At 44.1% G+C, this 17,549-nt stretch carries 14 protein-coding genes, 2 rRNA genes and 1 riboswitch; of the genes, 1 reads left to right on the plus strand and 15 read right to left on the minus strand.

Annotated features, from left to right (window positions below; translation table 11 throughout):
• The first annotated feature begins 128 nt into the window (after positions 1 to 128).
• On the plus strand, positions 129 to 395 hold the full coding sequence (locus tag BS1321_RS10265) for a YgaP-like transmembrane domain (protein WP_063235727.1): 267 nt from the start codon (positions 129 to 131) through the stop codon (positions 393 to 395).
• 55 nt (positions 396 to 450) lie between these two features.
• Here the strand turns inward: BS1321_RS10265 and purD are convergent, their stop codons facing one another.
• The 15 genes from purD to BS1321_RS10340 all read right to left on the minus strand — a co-directional run bounded on the left by purD (position 451) and on the right by BS1321_RS10340 (position 17,411).
• Positions 451 to 1,719 (minus strand): phosphoribosylamine--glycine ligase, encoded by a 1,269-nt coding sequence (purD, locus tag BS1321_RS10270; RefSeq protein ID WP_063235726.1) that lies wholly within the window; start codon positions 1,717 to 1,719, stop codon positions 451 to 453.
• A gap of 19 nt (positions 1,720 to 1,738) precedes the next feature.
• Complete coding sequence (gene purH, locus BS1321_RS10275) at positions 1,739 to 3,274, minus strand: bifunctional phosphoribosylaminoimidazolecarboxamide formyltransferase/IMP cyclohydrolase (protein ID WP_063235725.1); 1,536 nt, start codon at positions 3,272 to 3,274, stop codon at positions 1,739 to 1,741.
• An 18-nt stretch (positions 3,275 to 3,292) separates the two neighbouring features.
• Positions 3,293 to 3,868, minus strand: coding sequence for a phosphoribosylglycinamide formyltransferase (purN, locus tag BS1321_RS10280; RefSeq protein WP_063235724.1), 576 nt, complete (start codon positions 3,866 to 3,868; stop codon positions 3,293 to 3,295).
• The gene (gene purM / locus BS1321_RS10285; protein WP_063235723.1) at positions 3,868 to 4,893 is read right to left on the minus strand and encodes a phosphoribosylformylglycinamidine cyclo-ligase; all 1,026 of its coding nucleotides are present in this window, start codon (positions 4,891 to 4,893) and stop codon (positions 3,868 to 3,870) included. The genes purN and purM overlap by 1 nt, the downstream gene beginning before the upstream one ends.
• A gap of 42 nt (positions 4,894 to 4,935) precedes the next feature.
• Positions 4,936 to 6,351 (minus strand): amidophosphoribosyltransferase, encoded by a 1,416-nt coding sequence (gene purF, locus BS1321_RS10290; protein ID WP_063235722.1) that lies wholly within the window; start codon positions 6,349 to 6,351, stop codon positions 4,936 to 4,938.
• The gene (purL, locus tag BS1321_RS10295; protein WP_063235721.1) at positions 6,336 to 8,558 is read right to left on the minus strand and encodes a phosphoribosylformylglycinamidine synthase subunit PurL; all 2,223 of its coding nucleotides are present in this window, start codon (positions 8,556 to 8,558) and stop codon (positions 6,336 to 6,338) included. The genes purF and purL overlap by 16 nt, the downstream gene beginning before the upstream one ends.
• Positions 8,542 to 9,228: a phosphoribosylformylglycinamidine synthase subunit PurQ gene (purQ, locus tag BS1321_RS10300; protein ID WP_034306116.1), complete on the minus strand. Its 687-nt coding sequence runs from the start codon at positions 9,226 to 9,228 to the stop codon at positions 8,542 to 8,544. The genes purL and purQ overlap by 17 nt, the downstream gene beginning before the upstream one ends.
• On the minus strand, positions 9,225 to 9,479 hold the full coding sequence (purS, locus tag BS1321_RS10305) for a phosphoribosylformylglycinamidine synthase subunit PurS (RefSeq protein ID WP_034306118.1): 255 nt from the start codon (positions 9,477 to 9,479) through the stop codon (positions 9,225 to 9,227). Before purS ends, purQ begins: the two co-directional genes overlap by 4 nt.
• A complete protein-coding gene (gene purC, locus BS1321_RS10310) occupies positions 9,472 to 10,191 on the minus strand; it encodes a phosphoribosylaminoimidazolesuccinocarboxamide synthase (protein WP_063235720.1) in 720 nt (239 codons plus the stop codon). The genes purS and purC overlap by 8 nt, the downstream gene beginning before the upstream one ends.
• Positions 10,192 to 10,294: 103 nt before the next feature.
• On the minus strand, positions 10,295 to 11,587 hold the full coding sequence (gene purB / locus BS1321_RS10315; RefSeq protein WP_063235719.1) for an adenylosuccinate lyase: 1,293 nt from the start codon (positions 11,585 to 11,587) through the stop codon (positions 10,295 to 10,297).
• Positions 11,584 to 12,744, minus strand: a complete 1,161-nt coding sequence (gene purK, locus BS1321_RS10320) for a 5-(carboxyamino)imidazole ribonucleotide synthase (RefSeq protein WP_063235718.1) — start codon at positions 12,742 to 12,744, stop codon at positions 11,584 to 11,586. Before purK ends, purB begins: the two co-directional genes overlap by 4 nt.
• A complete protein-coding gene (purE, locus tag BS1321_RS10325; RefSeq protein WP_063235771.1) occupies positions 12,728 to 13,216 on the minus strand; it encodes a 5-(carboxyamino)imidazole ribonucleotide mutase in 489 nt (162 codons plus the stop codon). Before purE ends, purK begins: the two co-directional genes overlap by 17 nt.
• Positions 13,217 to 13,395: 179 nt before the next feature.
• Positions 13,396 to 13,497, minus strand: a riboswitch (purine riboswitch).
• A gap of 74 nt (positions 13,498 to 13,571) precedes the next feature.
• Complete coding sequence (locus tag BS1321_RS10330; protein WP_063235770.1) at positions 13,572 to 13,772, minus strand: NETI motif-containing protein; 201 nt, start codon at positions 13,770 to 13,772, stop codon at positions 13,572 to 13,574.
• Between the two features lie 527 nt (positions 13,773 to 14,299).
• Positions 14,300 to 14,415: ribosomal RNA gene (gene rrf / locus BS1321_RS10335) — 5S ribosomal RNA — on the minus strand.
• 63 nt (positions 14,416 to 14,478) lie between these two features.
• A 23S ribosomal RNA gene (locus BS1321_RS10340) occupies positions 14,479 to 17,411 on the minus strand.
• Positions 17,412 to 17,549 lie beyond the last annotated feature (138 nt).

A 17,549-nucleotide genomic window follows, 5' to 3' on the forward strand; every position in this document is an offset into this window, starting at 1 on the left:
TTTTAGAAACAGTTGTATGAAAAAAACCATTTTCAATCCAATTTTATTTCATAGTAACATACTTGCCTCATTAGAACAGTAATGTTATCCAGAATATTGTTAAATTTTTGTGAAGGGATGGACTTTAAATGAATTTTAAACAAAATATCAGTATAATAAATGCGTTAATGCGAATTACCTGTGGTTTTACACTTCTAACATGGGCAATGGCTAAAATGGTAAAAAAACCATGGAAAAACCAATCTTATATATTCGTGGTCATGCTTTCAGCCATGAAAATAGGCGAAGGCATTCTCCGCTATTGTCCTGTCGTCGATGCATTGGAAAACGGACAAAGCTTTATGAAAAACGAACCAAAACAAGAAAACGAATCCAATCAATCTGATTCATATTAAGTTTTTTCTAAAGAAGAAGCTGACTCCGCTTAGAGTCAGCTTCTTTATATTATGATCAAAAATTGTATTTTATTGCACGGTGGCCAATATCCGTTCGCCAGAATAAGCCGTCTTTCTCAATATGCCCCAACTCTTTATAAACTTCAGCTTGGGCAGAGGCCAAATCTTTCCCTTTTGCAGCAACCAGAAGCACACGTCCGCCATTCGAGATGAAATTCCCCTCACTATTAAGAGCCGTTCCAGCATGATAAACATGGGCGTTCGGATCAATCTTTTCCAAGCCTTTAATGATAGATCCCTTTTTATATTCCCCTGGATATCCATCAGCTGCGACGACCACTCCAAGAACGGCTTCTTCATGCCATTCAAGTTGTAAATCCTCTTCAGAAAGAACCGCTTCTAGCGTATCTACGAAATCTGTTTTTAGGCGTGGTAAAACAACTTGCGTTTCCGGATCGCCAAAACGGGCATTGAACTCAATGACTTTTGTGCCTTTTTCAGTAGCGATCAACCCGGCATATAATATTCCTGTAAAACGGCGATTTTCCGAAATCATCGCATTTACCGTGGGCTTAAGAATTGTTTCGACTGCAGTCTGAATCATTTCATCGGAAATTTGCGGCACCGGTGAGTATGCACCCATTCCACCTGTGTTCGGACCCTGATCTCCATCAAAAACTCGCTTATGATCTTGAGCAATGACCATCGGATACACTTTTTCTCCATTAACGAATGCCATCAATGAAAATTCCTCACCATCAAGAAATTCCTCAATGACGACTTTGGCAGATGCTTCCCCGAACTTTGCTCCGACTAGCATATCATGGATGGCGTCTAACGCCGCTTCCATCGTCATAGCAACTACGACACCTTTTCCTGCAGCCAAACCATCCGCTTTTATGACGATGGGGGCACCCATTTTTTCGATATATGCTTTTGCTGAATCATAATCAGAAAATGTTTCATATTCTGCTGTCGGAATGTTGTAGTTCTTCATTAAATCTTTAGCAAAGGATTTACTTCCCTCGATGACTGCAGCACGGCCATTAGGACCAAATACCTGTAATCCTGCCTCCGTAAAATCATCTGCAAGTCCATTCAACAATGGAGTTTCGGGCCCGATCACCGTTAATGAAACTGCATTCTCTTTGGCAAAGGCAACCAAATCCGCGTGATTGTTTTCATCAATTGGAACAAGAGTCGCTACATCGGTCATCCCTGGATTTCCCGGTGCTGCAAAAACAGTCCCAACCCGTTTACTTTCAAATAGTTTGCGGGCTATGGCATGCTCCCTGCCGCCCCGGCCAATTACTAGTACATTCATTATCGCACCTCATTTTTGATTAATGTTTAAAGTGACGAATTCCTGTAAACACCATCGTAATCCCATATTCATCAGCTTTCTTGATTGAATCCTCATCTTTAACAGATCCACCAGGCTGAATGATTGCCGTGACGCCCGCTTTCGCCGCCGCTTCTACAGTATCATCCATTGGGAAGAAAGCATCTGATGCCAATGCACTTCCTGTCGCTCTTTCCCCAGCTTGTTCAAGAGCAATTTTTGCAGCTCCCACACGGTTCATTTGACCTGCGCCAACGCCTAATGTCATTTGATCGTTACAAACCACAATTGCATTCGACTTTACATGTTTCACGATTTTCCAGCCAAGTTCCATGGCTTTCCACTCTTCAGGGGTAGGCTCACGTTTCGTTGCCACTTTTACCTCTGCATCCTTTAAGCTATGTGCATCCCGATCTTGAATAAGTAATCCGCCTTCAATGGATGTCAATTTACGTTCAGGCTTTTTAACCGCGTCGAAATCAATCGTTAATAAACGAAGGTTTTTCTTGCTTGTCAATACTTCCACTGCCTCTTGCGTAAACCCAGGAGCAATGATGATTTCAAGGAAAATTTCATGAAGCTTTTCCGCGGTCGCCTTATCAACTTCACGGTTCAAAGCGATGATCCCACCGAAAATGGAAGTGGCATCTGCCTCATAAGCTTTTTCATATGCTTCCAAAATGGTTGCACCGACACCTACGCCGCAAGGATTCATATGTTTGACTGCAACAGCGGCCGGCTCATTGAATTCTTTAACGATTTGAAGTGCTGCATCAGCATCATTAATGTTGTTGTATGAAAGTTCTTTTCCATGTAATTGCTTCGCTTCTGCAATTGAGAAAACGGAACCGAGCGGTTTTTTATAGAATGCGGCTTTTTGATGTGGATTTTCCCCATAACGAAGCGACTGTTTCAATTCATAGGTAACAGTCAAAGATTCAGGATTTTCTTCATCGGCAAGCTCTGTCATATACTCTGAAATAACGGCATCATATGCTGCTGTATGGCGGAAAACTTTTGCAGCCAGGCGGCGATTCGTGGTTTTTGATACCCCGCCGTTTTGTTTCAGCTCAGCCAATACAGTAGGATAATCATTAGAATCAACGATAACAGTCACATATTCGTGGTTTTTGGCAGAAGAACGAAGCATTGTCGGTCCACCGATATCGATGTTTTCAATAGCATCTTCCACAGTGACTTCCGGTTTGGAAATAGTCGCTTGGAATGGATATAGGTTTACACAGACAAGTTGAATGGGTTCAATATTATGCTCTGCAAGCTGTGCTGCGTGATTTTTGTCATCATGTTTTGCCAACACCGCTCCATGGACATTCGGGTGAAGCGTTTTAACACGTCCATCCAATATTTCCGGGAAACCGGTGACGTCACTGATTCCAATTACCTCAATACCATTATCCTGCAGCGTTTTTTTGGTACCGCCTGTAGAAATAATTTCAAAACCTGCTTCAATCAACCCTTGAGCAAATTCTACGATACCTGTTTTATCCGATACACTAATTAATGCACGTTTCTTCATGTTATGTTGGTCCCTCCATTAAGTAAGTTTCTTGTGGCATAGCTCCTGCAAAACTGACGGATACAAGTCATGCTCCATTTCCTGAATTCTTTTTTGAAGGATATCTTTCGTATCCCCCTCAAGAATTGGCACTGCTTTTTGGGCAATGACCGGTCCTGTGTCCATTCCATCATCAACATAATGAACCGTTACCCCCGTTTCCTTCACTCCGGCGTCAAAAGCCTGGCCAATTGCATCCTTGCCTGGAAAACTAGGCAAGAGTGAAGGGTGGATGTTCACAATCCTCTGTGAATACTTTTGTAATAATGTCGGACCGATCAAACGCATATAACCAGCCAGAATGATAAATTCTATCTCATACTGGCGAAGTTTTTCCAGGATTTCCGATTCATACTCAGTCTTGTTAGAGTAATTCTTCGCTAAAAAGGAGAAAGAATCAATATTCTCAAGCTTAGCTCTCTCAAGCACATATGCGTCTTCACGATCGCAAACGACAAGACAGATTTCCGCTTCCAACTTTCCACTTTTTATTGCTTCAGCAATTGATTGAAAATTACTACCGTTACCTGATGCAAAGACAGCAAGGCGTTTCATTATTTGAACGACACTCCATTTCCATCCACAACCGTTCCAATAACTGAGGCTTCTTCACCGCAAGACTGTAGGTGGGCTAGCACATCTGATGCCACTTCTTTTTTCACGACAGCCGTCATTCCAATCCCCATATTGAAGATATTGAACATTTCCTCTTTTACAAGGTTCCCTTTTTCTTCAAGGAATGAGAATATAGTTGGAATTTCCCAGCTTCCAAGCTCGATTTCAACACCGCATCCTTCAGGAAGAATACGCGGAATATTCTCGATGAACCCTCCACCAGTGATATGGGCAAGACCATTAACATCAAATTTTTCCAACGTCGATAAAACGGACTTCACATAGATTTTTGTCGGTTTTAATAATTCCTCTCCCAACTTGCAATCCAGTTCCGGTACGAAGTCATGAAGCGACATACCTGAGTCTTCAAGAAGAATTTTACGAACAAGGGAATACCCGTTACTGTGGATGCCGCTTGAAGCGAGTCCAATAACGACATCACCCGCCGAGATCGCTTCACCAGTAATTAGACGTGATTTTTCAACGGCACCTACAGTAAAACCTGCCACATCGTATTCTTCCGTCTCGTACATGCCTGGCATTTCAGCTGTTTCTCCGCCGATTAAAGCACATCCCGCCTGCTCACAGCCATCTGCAATCCCTTTGACGATCATTTCAATTCGTTCAGGATCTGCTTTACCGCAGGCAATATAATCTAAAAAGTATAAAGGTGCAGCACCTTGAACGACAACATCATTGACGCACATAGCTACACAATCCACTCCAATTGTATCGTGTTTATCCATCATGAACGCCAACAAAAGTTTCGTACCCACTCCATCCGTACCTGAAATGAGGACAGGTTCTTTAAGGTTCAAGGAAGATAAATCAAACATGCCGCCGAAACCGCCAAGACCATTCATTACTTCTGGACGTAATGTGCGCTTTACATGTTTTTTCATTCGATTTACCGCTTCATAACCAGCCTCAATATCCACACCAGCCTGTTTATATGCATTAGCCATTTGAAATCCTCCTCCGAAAATCAATCATCATTGCCGACTTGATTAACATTTTGTTTTTTCTCGTTCGTATTCAAAAATTTCAGTCGGATAATTTCCGGTGAAACAAGCTAGGCATGAACCGCGCGTTTCTCCAGGAAACGGTCGTCCAATTGCTTCGACCATACCTTCGACACTTAAAAAAGTTAAGGAATCAGCACCGATGATTTCTCTTATTTCCTCCACTGATTTAGAGCTCGCAATCAGTTCTTCCTTTTTAGACGTGTCAATGCCATAAAAACATGGATTCTTAATCGGTGGTGAGCTGATTACTACATGCACTTCTTTCGCTCCAGCATCTTTTAACATGCGGACAATCCTTCTGCTCGTTGTCCCACGGACGATTGAATCATCAACCATTATGACCCGCTTACCTTCCACTACCCCTCTTACAGGTGAAAGTTTCATCTTCACGCCTTGTTCACGCAAACTTTGTGATGGCTGAATGAACGTCCGTCCAACATACCGATTTTTTATTAAACCCATTTCATATGGAATGCCTGCAGCTTCAGCATAGCCAATCGCTGCCGAAATGCTGGAATCAGGTACACCTGTAACTACATCGGCTTCAATTTTGGTTTCCAGTGCCATTTGCTTGCCAAGATTTTTTCGTGCCGTATGAACATTGATCCCATCAATGTTGCTATCCGGACGGGAAAAATACACGTACTCCATCGTGCACATTGCCTGTTGACTGGAAAGCGAAAAGTATTCGGATGTGATTCCCTCATCATTAATGACAACCAGTTCACCCGGTTCAATATCGCGGATGAATTCTGCACCTACAATATCAAGTGCACATGTTTCGGATGCAGCGAAATATGCATCGCCTATTTTCCCCAAGGAAAGTGGACGGAAGCCATGCGGATCTCTAGCCATGATCATTTGGTTTTCTGTCATGATGACAAAGGCATAAGCTCCCTTCAGCATGCTTAAACTGTTCTTCACGGAATCTCTGATATCCGAGTAGCCGGAACGTTTAATCAGATGGGCCAGAACTTCCGTATCAGATGTCGTTTGAAAAATGCTTCCCTGTCCTTCAAGCTGTGCTTTTAACTGATGGGCATTGACGATATTCCCATTATGAGCAAGAGCCAGCCCTCCTGTATGTGAATTGAACAAGAAAGGCTGAACATTTTGATACCCGCCGCCGCCTGCCGTTGTATAACGGACATGGCCGATTGCTGCTTTTCCGGTACCGGAAAGTGCCTGCATTTTTTCTGCCGTGAATATCTCTGTGACAAGACCTTCACCCTTGGAGATTGACATCTGCTCACCGTCCGTCACGACGATGCCAGCTCCTTCTTGCCCACGATGTTGTAAGCTATGCAAACCGTAGTAAGCCAGCTGTGCTGCATCGGGATGTCCCCAGACTCCAACAACACCACACTCTTCGTTTAGGCTTCTTATTTCAGCAAGCATGGTATGGCTCCCTTCCAAGCTGTTTGTAAATCTTCAACGTCCGCTTCCAATACTTTGCTATCAATGTCTGTTGCCACGACTAATTTATTATCTCCCGTTACTGAGCCAATGCATATCGCATCTTCAACTAGCGCTTCGAATGCCGTTTTGTTTTCAGGCTTGATGGATAGTAGGAATCGAGATTGCGTTTCACTGAATAATTCTGATACCGGTTCGCCCGCTAAATTCACTTTTGCCCCAAGCTTGCTAGCCCCGAATAAAGATTCAGCTAAAGCCACTGCCAAACCGCCTTCCGAAAGGTCATGGGCTGATGCAACAAGTCCTTTTTGGATTGCAGCGAGGATTTGCTGCTGACGTTTTTGTTCAACGGCCAAATCAAGTTCTGGAGCGCGTCCAAAGATTTTACCCTCAAGCATTTTCTGTAATTCACTGCCACCAAATTCAACTTTCGCTTCGCCGACCACATAAATCAAATCGGATTCATTTTTAAATGTTTGTGTAGTGATGTGCTGAAGGTCACTGACAAGACCAACCATCCCAACTACAGGTGTCGGATAAATCGCTTCACCATTCGTTTCATTGTAAAGGGAGACATTTCCGCCAATTACAGGAGTACTTAAGCTTCTGCAAGCTTCACTCATACCGTCTGCCGCTTTTTCCAATTGCCAAAATATTTCAGGTTTTTCTGGATTCCCAAAATTCAAGCAATCCGTAATCGCTAAAGGTTCTGCACCCGAGCAAATGATGTTACGGGCAGCTTCAGCCACTGCGATTTTGCCACCTGTTTCAGGATCTAAATAAATAAAGCGGGAGTTGCAATCCGTCGTCATGGCAAGGGCCTTATTTGTACCCCGTACACGCACAACCGCTGCATCCGATCCAGGTGAGACGACTGTATTCGTGCGGACCATGTAATCATATTGGTCGTAGACCCATTCCTTACTCGAAATTGTCGGTTGCTTCAATAGTGATACCAATGTTTCTTTATAATCTCCAATGACTGGCACTTCTGCTGTCATGCTTTGGAAGTCACGGAAATATTGCGGTTCTGCAGATGGCTTGTGGTAAATCGGAGCTTCTTCAGCCAATGCATCAACCGGAACCTCAGCAACGATTTCACCTTGATGGGAAAGTGTTAGATTTTTATCATCCGTTACTACTCCAACAGCAACCGCTTCTAGGTCATATTTCGTAAACAAGTCAACGATTTCCTGTTCGCGTCCTTTAGTTACAACGATCAGCATCCGCTCTTGTGATTCAGAAAGCATCATTTCATATGCTGTCATTCCCGTTTCACGCTGCGGTACCAAATCAAGGTTCATTTTTATTCCTGATCCAGCTTTGCTCGCCATTTCGGCAGATGAACTTGTAAGACCCGCAGCTCCCATATCCTGAATACCAACAAGGGCATCATTTTGAATCAATTCAAGGCATGCTTCCAAAAGCAGTTTCTCCATGAATGGATCGCCTACTTGTACGGCAGGTCGTTTTTCTTCTGAAGACTCTGATAGCTCTTCAGATGCAAATGTTGCTCCATGAATACCATCACGTCCAGTTTTGGCACCCACATACATCACTGTGTTTCCCACTCCATGCGCTTGGCCTTTTTTAATGTCCTTATGATCGATCAAACCGACACACATTGCATTGACCAGAGGATTTCCTTCATACGATGGATCAAATTGAATTTCTCCGCCGACAGTTGGAATTCCGATACAATTCCCGTATCCTGCAATCCCTGCAACCACTTCTTTGAATAGATATTTCACACGATCATTGTCTAACTCACCGAAGCGAAGCGAGTTCAGCATCGCAATCGGACGGGCACCCATGGAGAAAACATCACGGATAATACCGCCGACACCAGTAGCAGCACCTTGATAAGGTTCAATTGCCGATGGGTGGTTATGACTTTCTATTTTAAAAACGACAGCCTGGTCGTCACCGATATCAACGATACCTGCTCCTTCACCAGGACCTTGTAGCACTTTCTCCCCTGTAATCGGGAACTTCCTTAAGATGGGTTTTGAATTTTTGTAGGAACAATGCTCTGACCACATAACCGAAAACAATCCAGTTTCCGTATAATTCGGCAGTCTGCCTAAGATTTTCTCAACCATTGCAAATTCATCATCGGATAGTCCCATAGTTGCGTACAATCGATCCGATTTAATTTTTTCCGGACTTGGTTCAAGCTGTAATAACATGTGATTCCCTCCAGTTTTTTACGATGGATTGAAAAATCTTTAAGCCGTCTTTACTGCCAAGCAGCGAATCAACAGCACGTTCGGGATGAGGCATCATTCCGAGGACATTTCCTTGTTCATTTGTAATTCCCGCTATTTGTTCCAAGCTTCCGTTTGGATTTTCACCATCATACGTGAACAAGATGCGGTTGTTTCGTTTTAATTCAGCCAATGTCTCATTATCACAGTAGTAATTCCCTTCACCATGGGCAACTGGAATCGTAATCGTTTCATTTAATTCATATCCTGTCGTGAACATCGATTGATTATTTTCAACCTTCAATCCTACATTGCGGCAAATGAATTTCAAGCCTTCATTACGGCGCATCGCTCCAGGTAAAAGTCCTGCTTCAAGTAAAATCTGAAAACCATTGCAGACACCCAATACAGGCTTTCCTGCTTGTGCCGCTTTTACGACTTCGGCCATTACATTCGAAAATCGTGCAATTGCTCCAGAGCGTAAATAGTCTCCATAAGAGAAACCTCCAGGAAGGAGAATCCCATCATACTGATCTAGATTGTCTGTAGAGTGCCAAACATACTCCACTTCTTCCCCAAGTGCATCCTTTATCGCATGGTACATATCGACATCACAATTGGAACCAGGGAAAACTATGACAGCAAATTTCATTGGGTGATAACCTCCTCAACATCATAACGGTAAGCTTCAATTACCGTATTGGCCAATAGTTTTTCACACATTTCCTTCACAAGTTGATCTAAATCACGATCCGTATCCTTAATTGTAAGTTCAATGTATTTCCCCACTCGAACATCACTAACTTCGTTATAAGTCAAACTATGAAGTGATTGTTGCACTGCTGCTCCCTGTGGATCTAGTACACTTTCGCGTAGTGTGATATATACCTTAACCTTATACATGTTGAGTGCCCTCCAACTTTGCTAGTATTTTTTCGTAAGCATCTGTTAAACTGCCTAAATTACGGCGGAATACATCTTTGTCTAACTTTTCGTTCGTGTTAATATCCCATAATCGGCAGGTATCAGGTGAAATTTCATCTGCCAGCAGAATGTCTCCATTCGGGGTTTTACCGAACTCTAATTTAAAATCAATCAATTTAATGTCCAATTCTTTAAAGAAGGAAGTTAAGACGATACTGATTTCTTGTGCCTTTTCTTTTAAAATGGCTACATCTTCCTTGCTTGCAAGTTCCAATTCTTCAATATGGTCTTCCGTTAACAGAGGATCGCCGAGCTCGTCGTCTTTATAGTAAAACTCAATCAGCGTTTTCTTGAGCGGCTGGCCTTCTTCAATGCCAGTCCTTTTAGAAAAACTGCCGGCAGCCGTATTTCTGACAACGACTTCAAGCGGAATGATGGATACCCTCTTGACTAGCTGCTCCCGGTCGGAAAGCTTTTCAATAAAATGGGACGGGATATTTTCCTGGGCAAGCTTTGAAAAGAGTAAGCTAGTAATTTGATTATTCAACTTACCTTTTCCGGCAATCTCTGACTTCTTCTCACCATTAAACGCTGTTGCCGAATCCTTGTATTCCACCCATACTATTTCACTGTTGTCCGTTGCAAAAATCTGTTTCGCTTTTCCTTCATACAACAATTCTCGTTTTTCCATCTGTCCAGACCCCCACATTGTGAATATTATGAATCTTCCTGCCATTGATCAGGCTTGGCAAACATATCACCGTTTAGAGGTGCCATGTTTGCCGCCTTCACTTTTATAAACCTAAACGATCAAAGATTACATCAACATTTTTCAGGTGATGTGTAGGATCGAAACAATCATCAAGTTCTTCTTTCGTAAGCAAGCTTGTGATTTTATCATCCTTTTCGATCAGGCTTCTGAATGGAACCTGAAGCTCCCATGCTTCCATCGCTTTCGGCTGAACCGTATCATAAGCTTCTTCACGGACAAGTCCTTTATCGATAAGGGAAAGCAGCACACGTTGTGAGAAAATCAATCCCAGCGTACGGTCCATATTGCGTTTCATATTTTCTGGATAAACGGTCAAGTTCTTAATTATGTTGCTGAAACGGTTCAGCATGTAGTTTAATGCGATCGTTGCATCCGGCAAGATGATGCGCTCAGCAGAAGAATGAGATATGTCACGTTCATGCCATAATGGCACATTCTCATATGCTGTCATCATGTAACCGCGGATTACACGAGCCATACCCGTCATATTTTCTGAGCCGATTGGATTCCGTTTATGAGGCATTGCCGAAGATCCCTTTTGTCCTTTTGCAAAGAATTCTTCCACTTCGCGTGTTTCACTTTTTTGCAAGCCGCGAATTTCCACTGCGAACTTTTCAATTGATGTCGCAATTAAAGCCAATGTGCTCATATAATGTGCGTGGCGATCGCGCTGCAATGTTTGCGTTGAAATAGGCGCTGCCTCAAGGCCAAGCTTTTCACAAACGAATTTTTCAACGAACGGGTCGATGTTAGCGTAGGTTCCGACAGCTCCAGAGATTTTCCCAACCTCTATGTTCTTTCTAGCTTCTTCAAAACGTTCGACATTTCGTTTCATTTCTTGATACCAAAGTGCCAGTTTCAACCCAAAAGTGGTCGGTTCAGCATGAACTCCATGTGTACGTCCCATTTGAACCGTGTATTTATGTTCTTTCGCTTTATTTTTCAGGATCTCCACGAAGTTATTTAAATCCTTGGCAAGGATATCATTCGCTTGCTTTATTACATATGAAAGAGCTGTATCCACCACATCAGTAGAAGTCAGTCCGTAATGGACCCATTTCCGTTCTTCACCCAACGTTTCAGAAACCGCACGTGTAAAAGCAACAACATCGTGGCGTGTATCTTTTTCGATTTCATTGATACGGTCCACATCGAATGTAGCATTTTCACGAAGAAGCTTCACATCTTCTTTTGGAATGACACCTAGTTCAGACCATGCTTCACAAGCTAAGATTTCAACTTCCAACCACGCATTAAAGCGGTTCTTTTCTGTCCAAATGTTTCCCATCTCTGGGCGGGTATAACGTTCAATCATTTTACTTCCTCCGTTTCAACCTGTTGATTCCAAATTTTGCTTCGATCACTTTCCAAAAGAGCTTCCTCAATCGTTGGACGTAAAATATTCACATGACCCATTTTCCGCTTAAGCTTGGCTTCTTTCTTACCGTAAAGGTGAACCTTCCAATCTGATAGCGTCGGAATTTCATCCATTAAGGGCCCGATATGCTCACCAAGGATGTTTATCATTACCACAGGCTTCAATAACGCCGTATTTCCAAGCGGCCAATCGCAGACAGCCCTTATATGCTGTTCGAACTGTGAAGTCTCACATGCTTCCATTGTATAATGACCTGAGTTATGAGGTCTTGGCGCTAATTCATTAATGATGATCTCATCCTGAGCGGTTAAAAACATCTCGACTGCCAATGTCCCCACCAAATCAAGTTTCTCTGCAAGCTGCAAAGCTTCATTAATAGCTTTCCGTTCAGCTTGTTGACTAATACGGGCGGGAACAATACTTTTATGAAGAATGTTTTCAATATGAATGTTTTCCGCAATCGGGAAATGACTTGCCTCGCCATCTGCCTTGCGCGTCACGATAATGGAGATTTCTTTTACGAAAGGAATCCAGGCTTCCAGCACACATTTACCTGTTTTGAGCAGGGATTCAGCCTTTTTGATATCGGCTTTTTCCTTTATGACCAACTGCCCTTTTCCATCATAACCGCCCCGCGTCGTTTTTAACACACTAGGGTACCCTAATTTCTCTATATGAAGGTAAATTTCTGAAATATCCTGTATTTCCTGATATGGAGCAACAGAAGCTCCTGCATTAGATATGGCTTTTTTTTCTGTAAGTCTATCCTGCGTCAGCTTTAATAATTCTGAGCCCTGAGGAAGAAATGCATGTTGCTTTAACCAATCCAGGGCTTCTGAACTGATATTTTCAAACTCGTATGTTATGACGTCACTGACCTCAGCTAATCTTTTCAATGCTTCGATATCATCATAAGCACCAGTGATTTCTATATCCGCTACTTGAGCACATGGACCTTCTGCCGTCGGCTCAAGGACCGCTATCTTAAAGCCCGATGCCTTAGCCGATAAGGCCATCATCCTGCCCAATTGCCCACCGCCGATTATTCCAATGGTCTGTCCCGGTAAAATGATTGTATTATTTAAGTTGTTCACTGCTCTGTAACACCTTTTCTCTGGTTTCGTCTCGTAAAGCCTCTAACCTATCAGCAATGTCAGAATCAAAAGCTGCTAATATTTGAGCCGCAAACAAACCGGCATTGACTGCGCCCGCTTTTCCGATCGCAACCGTTGCAACCGGTACGCCACCAGGCATTTGAACAATCGATAATAACGAATCCATCCCATTTAATGCCTTCGACTGTATTGGTACACCTATCACAGGGACAATCGTTTTAGCGGCGGTCATACCTGGAAGATGTGCAGCCCCGCCTGCTCCGGCAATAATCACTTTAATATCTCTCTCTTTTGCACTCTCTGCATATTCAAATAGTAAATCCGGCGTCCGGTGGGCGGAAACGACTCTTTTTTCATAGGGAATCTCAAGCTGTTCCAATGACTCACAAGCGTATTTCATCGTTTCCCAATCCGAGACACTTCCCATAATAACCCCAACTTGCGGTTTCATATAATCTTTCCCTCCAACACTCATATTATGGCGTCCCGAGTATGCAGACGGACGCTTATCATTATCTATCACATGTAAATTAAAAAACCGGACAGGTTGCTTCCTCATCGAGAAAGCAACCTGTCCGGAAAAGAAAGCCCTTTTTGAAAAAGTACAAAAAGACTTGGCTAGTTTCCGAAATAGTCAGATGCTTTTCTCATAGTCCGATGATTTACGGTCATCAGGTAGAAACTTTTGGGCCATATCCCCATGATTATATGAGATGTATTAATGTAACTTCATCTTACCTTCCGACCAATTTAATGTCAAGTGAAAATCGAATATTTTTACATGATATTAATTAATCGTTCGTGTTTTACTCAATTAATTTTGCTTCGAATACAATTTTTCGATCAACTGGCACATATTGGACTTTGCCATTCTCGATTCTCTCGGCAAAGATAGGCTCTTCCGTTCGCCTTACAGGAAAGTACCCTGCCGCTTTAATTCGATCTAAACATGCATCGATCGACTCGCCTTCGATAACTTCAAACTTTTCCTTACTCTTTTTACTCACAATACCGATCCCTTCCATAATTTTATTTTGTCTGTCTTCTTCTTTAGCATCCAACTTGCATTAAATATCATCAATAAATTCTTCATAGTATAATGAAAAGAACAAGTAAAGACAAGAATACATTTCATTAAAACCGATTACATTATAATAGAAATTCCATAATTCCTCAGAGTATGAATTCCCTGTCTTCCGTAAAAGCACCTACACTCATAAATTATACATCCCCTTCTCCCCCTCGAATTACTATAGCCTGAATCATGAAATTAACCTCTGCTCCATGATCGGTACATATTCGTATATTGCTCTCATGAATTATTTCAATTCAAGTGAGACCGATTATATAAGAATTCGAGAGGATTTAACGATAGTTCGAATTAAATAAGCTGCAGGTCGATTTATTTCACTTTAGGTCGGAATTCCGCGGGTTTAATTATTTCATTTCAGGTCGAATTTGCGTTAATTCTCCCTGAAACTGATAACATAGAAATACAAAAAAAGACCAGCCAGAATGGCTGATCTTTGAAATGGCTTGGCGGCGTCCTACTCTCACAGGGGGAAACCCCCAACTACCATCGGCGCTGAAGAGCTTAACTGCCGTGTTCGGAATGGGAACGGGTGTGACCTCTTCGCTATCGCCACCAAACATGAAAGGAACGTTGTTCCTTCAAAACTAGATAATAAGAAGGTATTTCATTTTTTTAAAGCGTTGGTTAAGTCCTCGATCTATTAGTATCAGTCAGCTCCACATGTCGCCACGCTTCCACCTCTGACCTATCAACCTGATCATCTTTCAGGGATCTTACTAGCTTGCGCCATGGGAAATCTCATCTTGAGGGGGGCTTCATGCTTAGATGCTTTCAGCACTTATCCCGTCCGCACGTAGCTACCCAGCTATGCCTTTGGCAAGACAACTGGTACACCAGCGGTGCGTCCATCCCGGTCCTCTCGTACTAAGGACAGCTCCTCTCAAATTTCCTGCGCCCGCGACGGATAGGGACCGAACTGTCTCACGACGTTCTGAACCCAGCTCGCGTACCGCTTTAATGGGCGAACAGCCCAACCCTTGGGACCGACTACAGCCCCAGGATGCGATGAGCCGACATCGAGGTGCCAAACCTCCCCGTCGATGTGGACTCTTGGGGGAGATAAGCCTGTTATCCCCGGGGTAGCTTTTATCCGTTGAGCGATGGCCCTTCCATGCGGAACCACCGGATCACTAAGCCCGACTTTCGTCCCTGCTCGACTTGTAGGTCTCGCAGTCAAGCTCCCTTGTGCCTTTACACTCTACGAATGATTTCCAACCATTCTGAGGGAACCTTTGGGCGCCTCCGTTACTCTTTAGGAGGCGACCGCCCCAGTCAAACTGCCCACCTGACACTGTCTCCCACCCCGATAAGGGGCGCGGGTTAGAATTTCAATACAGCCAGGGTAGTATCCCACCAACGCCTCCACCGAAGCTAGCGCTCCGGCTTCTCAGGCTCCTACCTATCCTGTACAAGCTGTACCAAAATTCAATATCAGGCTGCAGTAAAGCTCCACGGGGTCTTTCCGTCCTGTCGCGGGTAACCTGCATCTTCACAGGTACTATAATTTCACCGAGTCTCTCGTTGAGACAGTGCCCAGATCGTTACACCTTTCGTGCGGGTCGGAACTTACCCGACAAGGAATTTCGCTACCTTAGGACCGTTATAGTTACGGCCGCCGTTTACTGGGGCTTCGGTTCAAAGCTTCGCTTGCGCTAACCTCTCCCCTTAACCTTCCAGCACCGGGCAGGTGTCAGCCCCTATACTTCGCCTTGCGGCTTCGCAGAGACCTGTGTTTTTGCTAAACAGTCGCCTGGGCCTATTCACTGCGGCTTTTCTGGGCTATTCACCCTAAAAAGCACCCCTTCTCCCGAAGTTACGGGGTCATTTTGCCGAGTTCCTTAACGAGAGTTCTCTCGCACACCTTAGGATTCTCTCCTCGCCTACCTGTGTCGGTTTGCGGTACGGGCACCTTACATCTCACTAGAGGCTTTTCTTGGCAGCGTGGAATCAGGAACTTCGGTACTATATTTCCCTCGCCATCACAGCTCCGCCTTAATGGAAACGGGATTTGCCTCGTTTCCGGCCTAACTGCTTGGACGCGCATATCCAACAGCGCGCTTACCCTATCCTTCTGCGTCCCCCCATCGTTCAAACGATGTATAGGTGGTACAGGAATATCAACCTGTTGTCCATCGCCTACGCCTTTCGGCCTCGGCTTAGGTCCCGACTAACCCTGAGCGGACGAGCCTTCCTCAGGAAACCTTAGGCATTCGGTGGAAGGGATTCTCACCCTTCTTTCGCTACTCATACCGGCATTCTCACTTCTAAGCGCTCCACCAGTCCTTCCGGTCTGACTTCAACGCCCTTAGAACGCTCTCCTACCATCGACACCATACGGTGTCAATCCACAGCTTCGGTGATACGTTTAGCCCCGGTACATTTTCGGCGCGGAGTCACTCGACCAGTGAGCTATTACGCACTCTTTAAATGGTGGCTGCTTCTGAGCCAACATCCTGGTTGTCTAAGCAACTCCACATCCTTTTCCACTTAACGTATACTTTGGGACCTTAGCTGGTGGTCTGGGCTGTTTCCCTTTCGACTACGGATCTTATCACTCGCAGTCTGACTCCCAAGAATAAGTATTTGGCATTCGGAGTTTGACTGAATTCGGTAACCCGTTGGGGGCCCCTAGTCCAATCAGTGCTCTACCTCCAATACTCTCATCTTGAGGCTAGCCCTAAAGCTATTTCGGAGAGAACCAGCTATCTCCAGGTTCGATTGGAATTTCTCCGCTACCCACACCTCATCCCCGCACTTTTCAACGTGCGTGGGTTCGGGCCTCCATTCAGTGTTACCTGAACTTCACCCTGGACATGGGTAGATCACCTGGTTTCGGGTCTACGACCTCATACTCATTCGCCCTATTCAGACTCGCTTTCGCTGCGGCTCCGTCTTATCAACTTAACCTCGCATGAAATCGTAACTCGCCGGTTCATTCTACAAAAGGCACGCCATTACCCATTAACGGGCTTTGACTACTTGTAGGCACACGGTTTCAGGATCTATTTCACTCCCCTTCCGGGGTGCTTTTCACCTTTCCCTCACGGTACTGGTTCACTATCGGTCACTAGGGAGTATTTAGCCTTGGGAGATGGTCCTCCCTGCTTCCGACGGGATTTCTCGTGTCCCGCCGTACTCAGGATCCACTCAGGAGGGAACGAAGTTTCAACTACAGGGTTTTTACCTTCTTTGACGGACCTTTCCAGATCACTTCATTTACCCCGTTCCTTTGTAACTCCATGTTGAGTGTCCTACAACCCCAAGAGGCAAGCCTCTTGGTTTGGGCTAATTCCGTTTCGCTCGCCGCTACTCAGGAAATCGCATTTGCTTTCTCTTCCTCCGGGTACTTAGATGTTTCAGTTCCCCGGGTCTGCCTTCAGTACCCTATGTATTCAGGTAAAGATACTGTTCCATTACGAACAGTGGGTTTCCCCATTCGGAAATCTCCGGATCAAAGCTTACTTACAGCTCCCCGAAGCATATCGGTGTTAGTCCCGTCCTTCATCGGCTCCTAGTGCCAAGGCATCCACCGTGCGCCCTTTCTAACTTAACCGTTAAAAAAGATCTTACAGATGCTTTGAAAAAAATTAATTGCCTTCTATCTATTATCTAGTTTTCAAGGAACAAAGCAGAAAGAATCCATCACATCGTGATGCTTGTCTTTCCTATTTGAATGAATTACTCATTCAAA

This window comes from Peribacillus simplex NBRC 15720 = DSM 1321 (assembly GCF_002243645.1).
Taxonomy (GTDB): Bacteria; Bacillota; Bacilli; order Bacillales; family DSM-1321; genus Peribacillus; species Peribacillus simplex.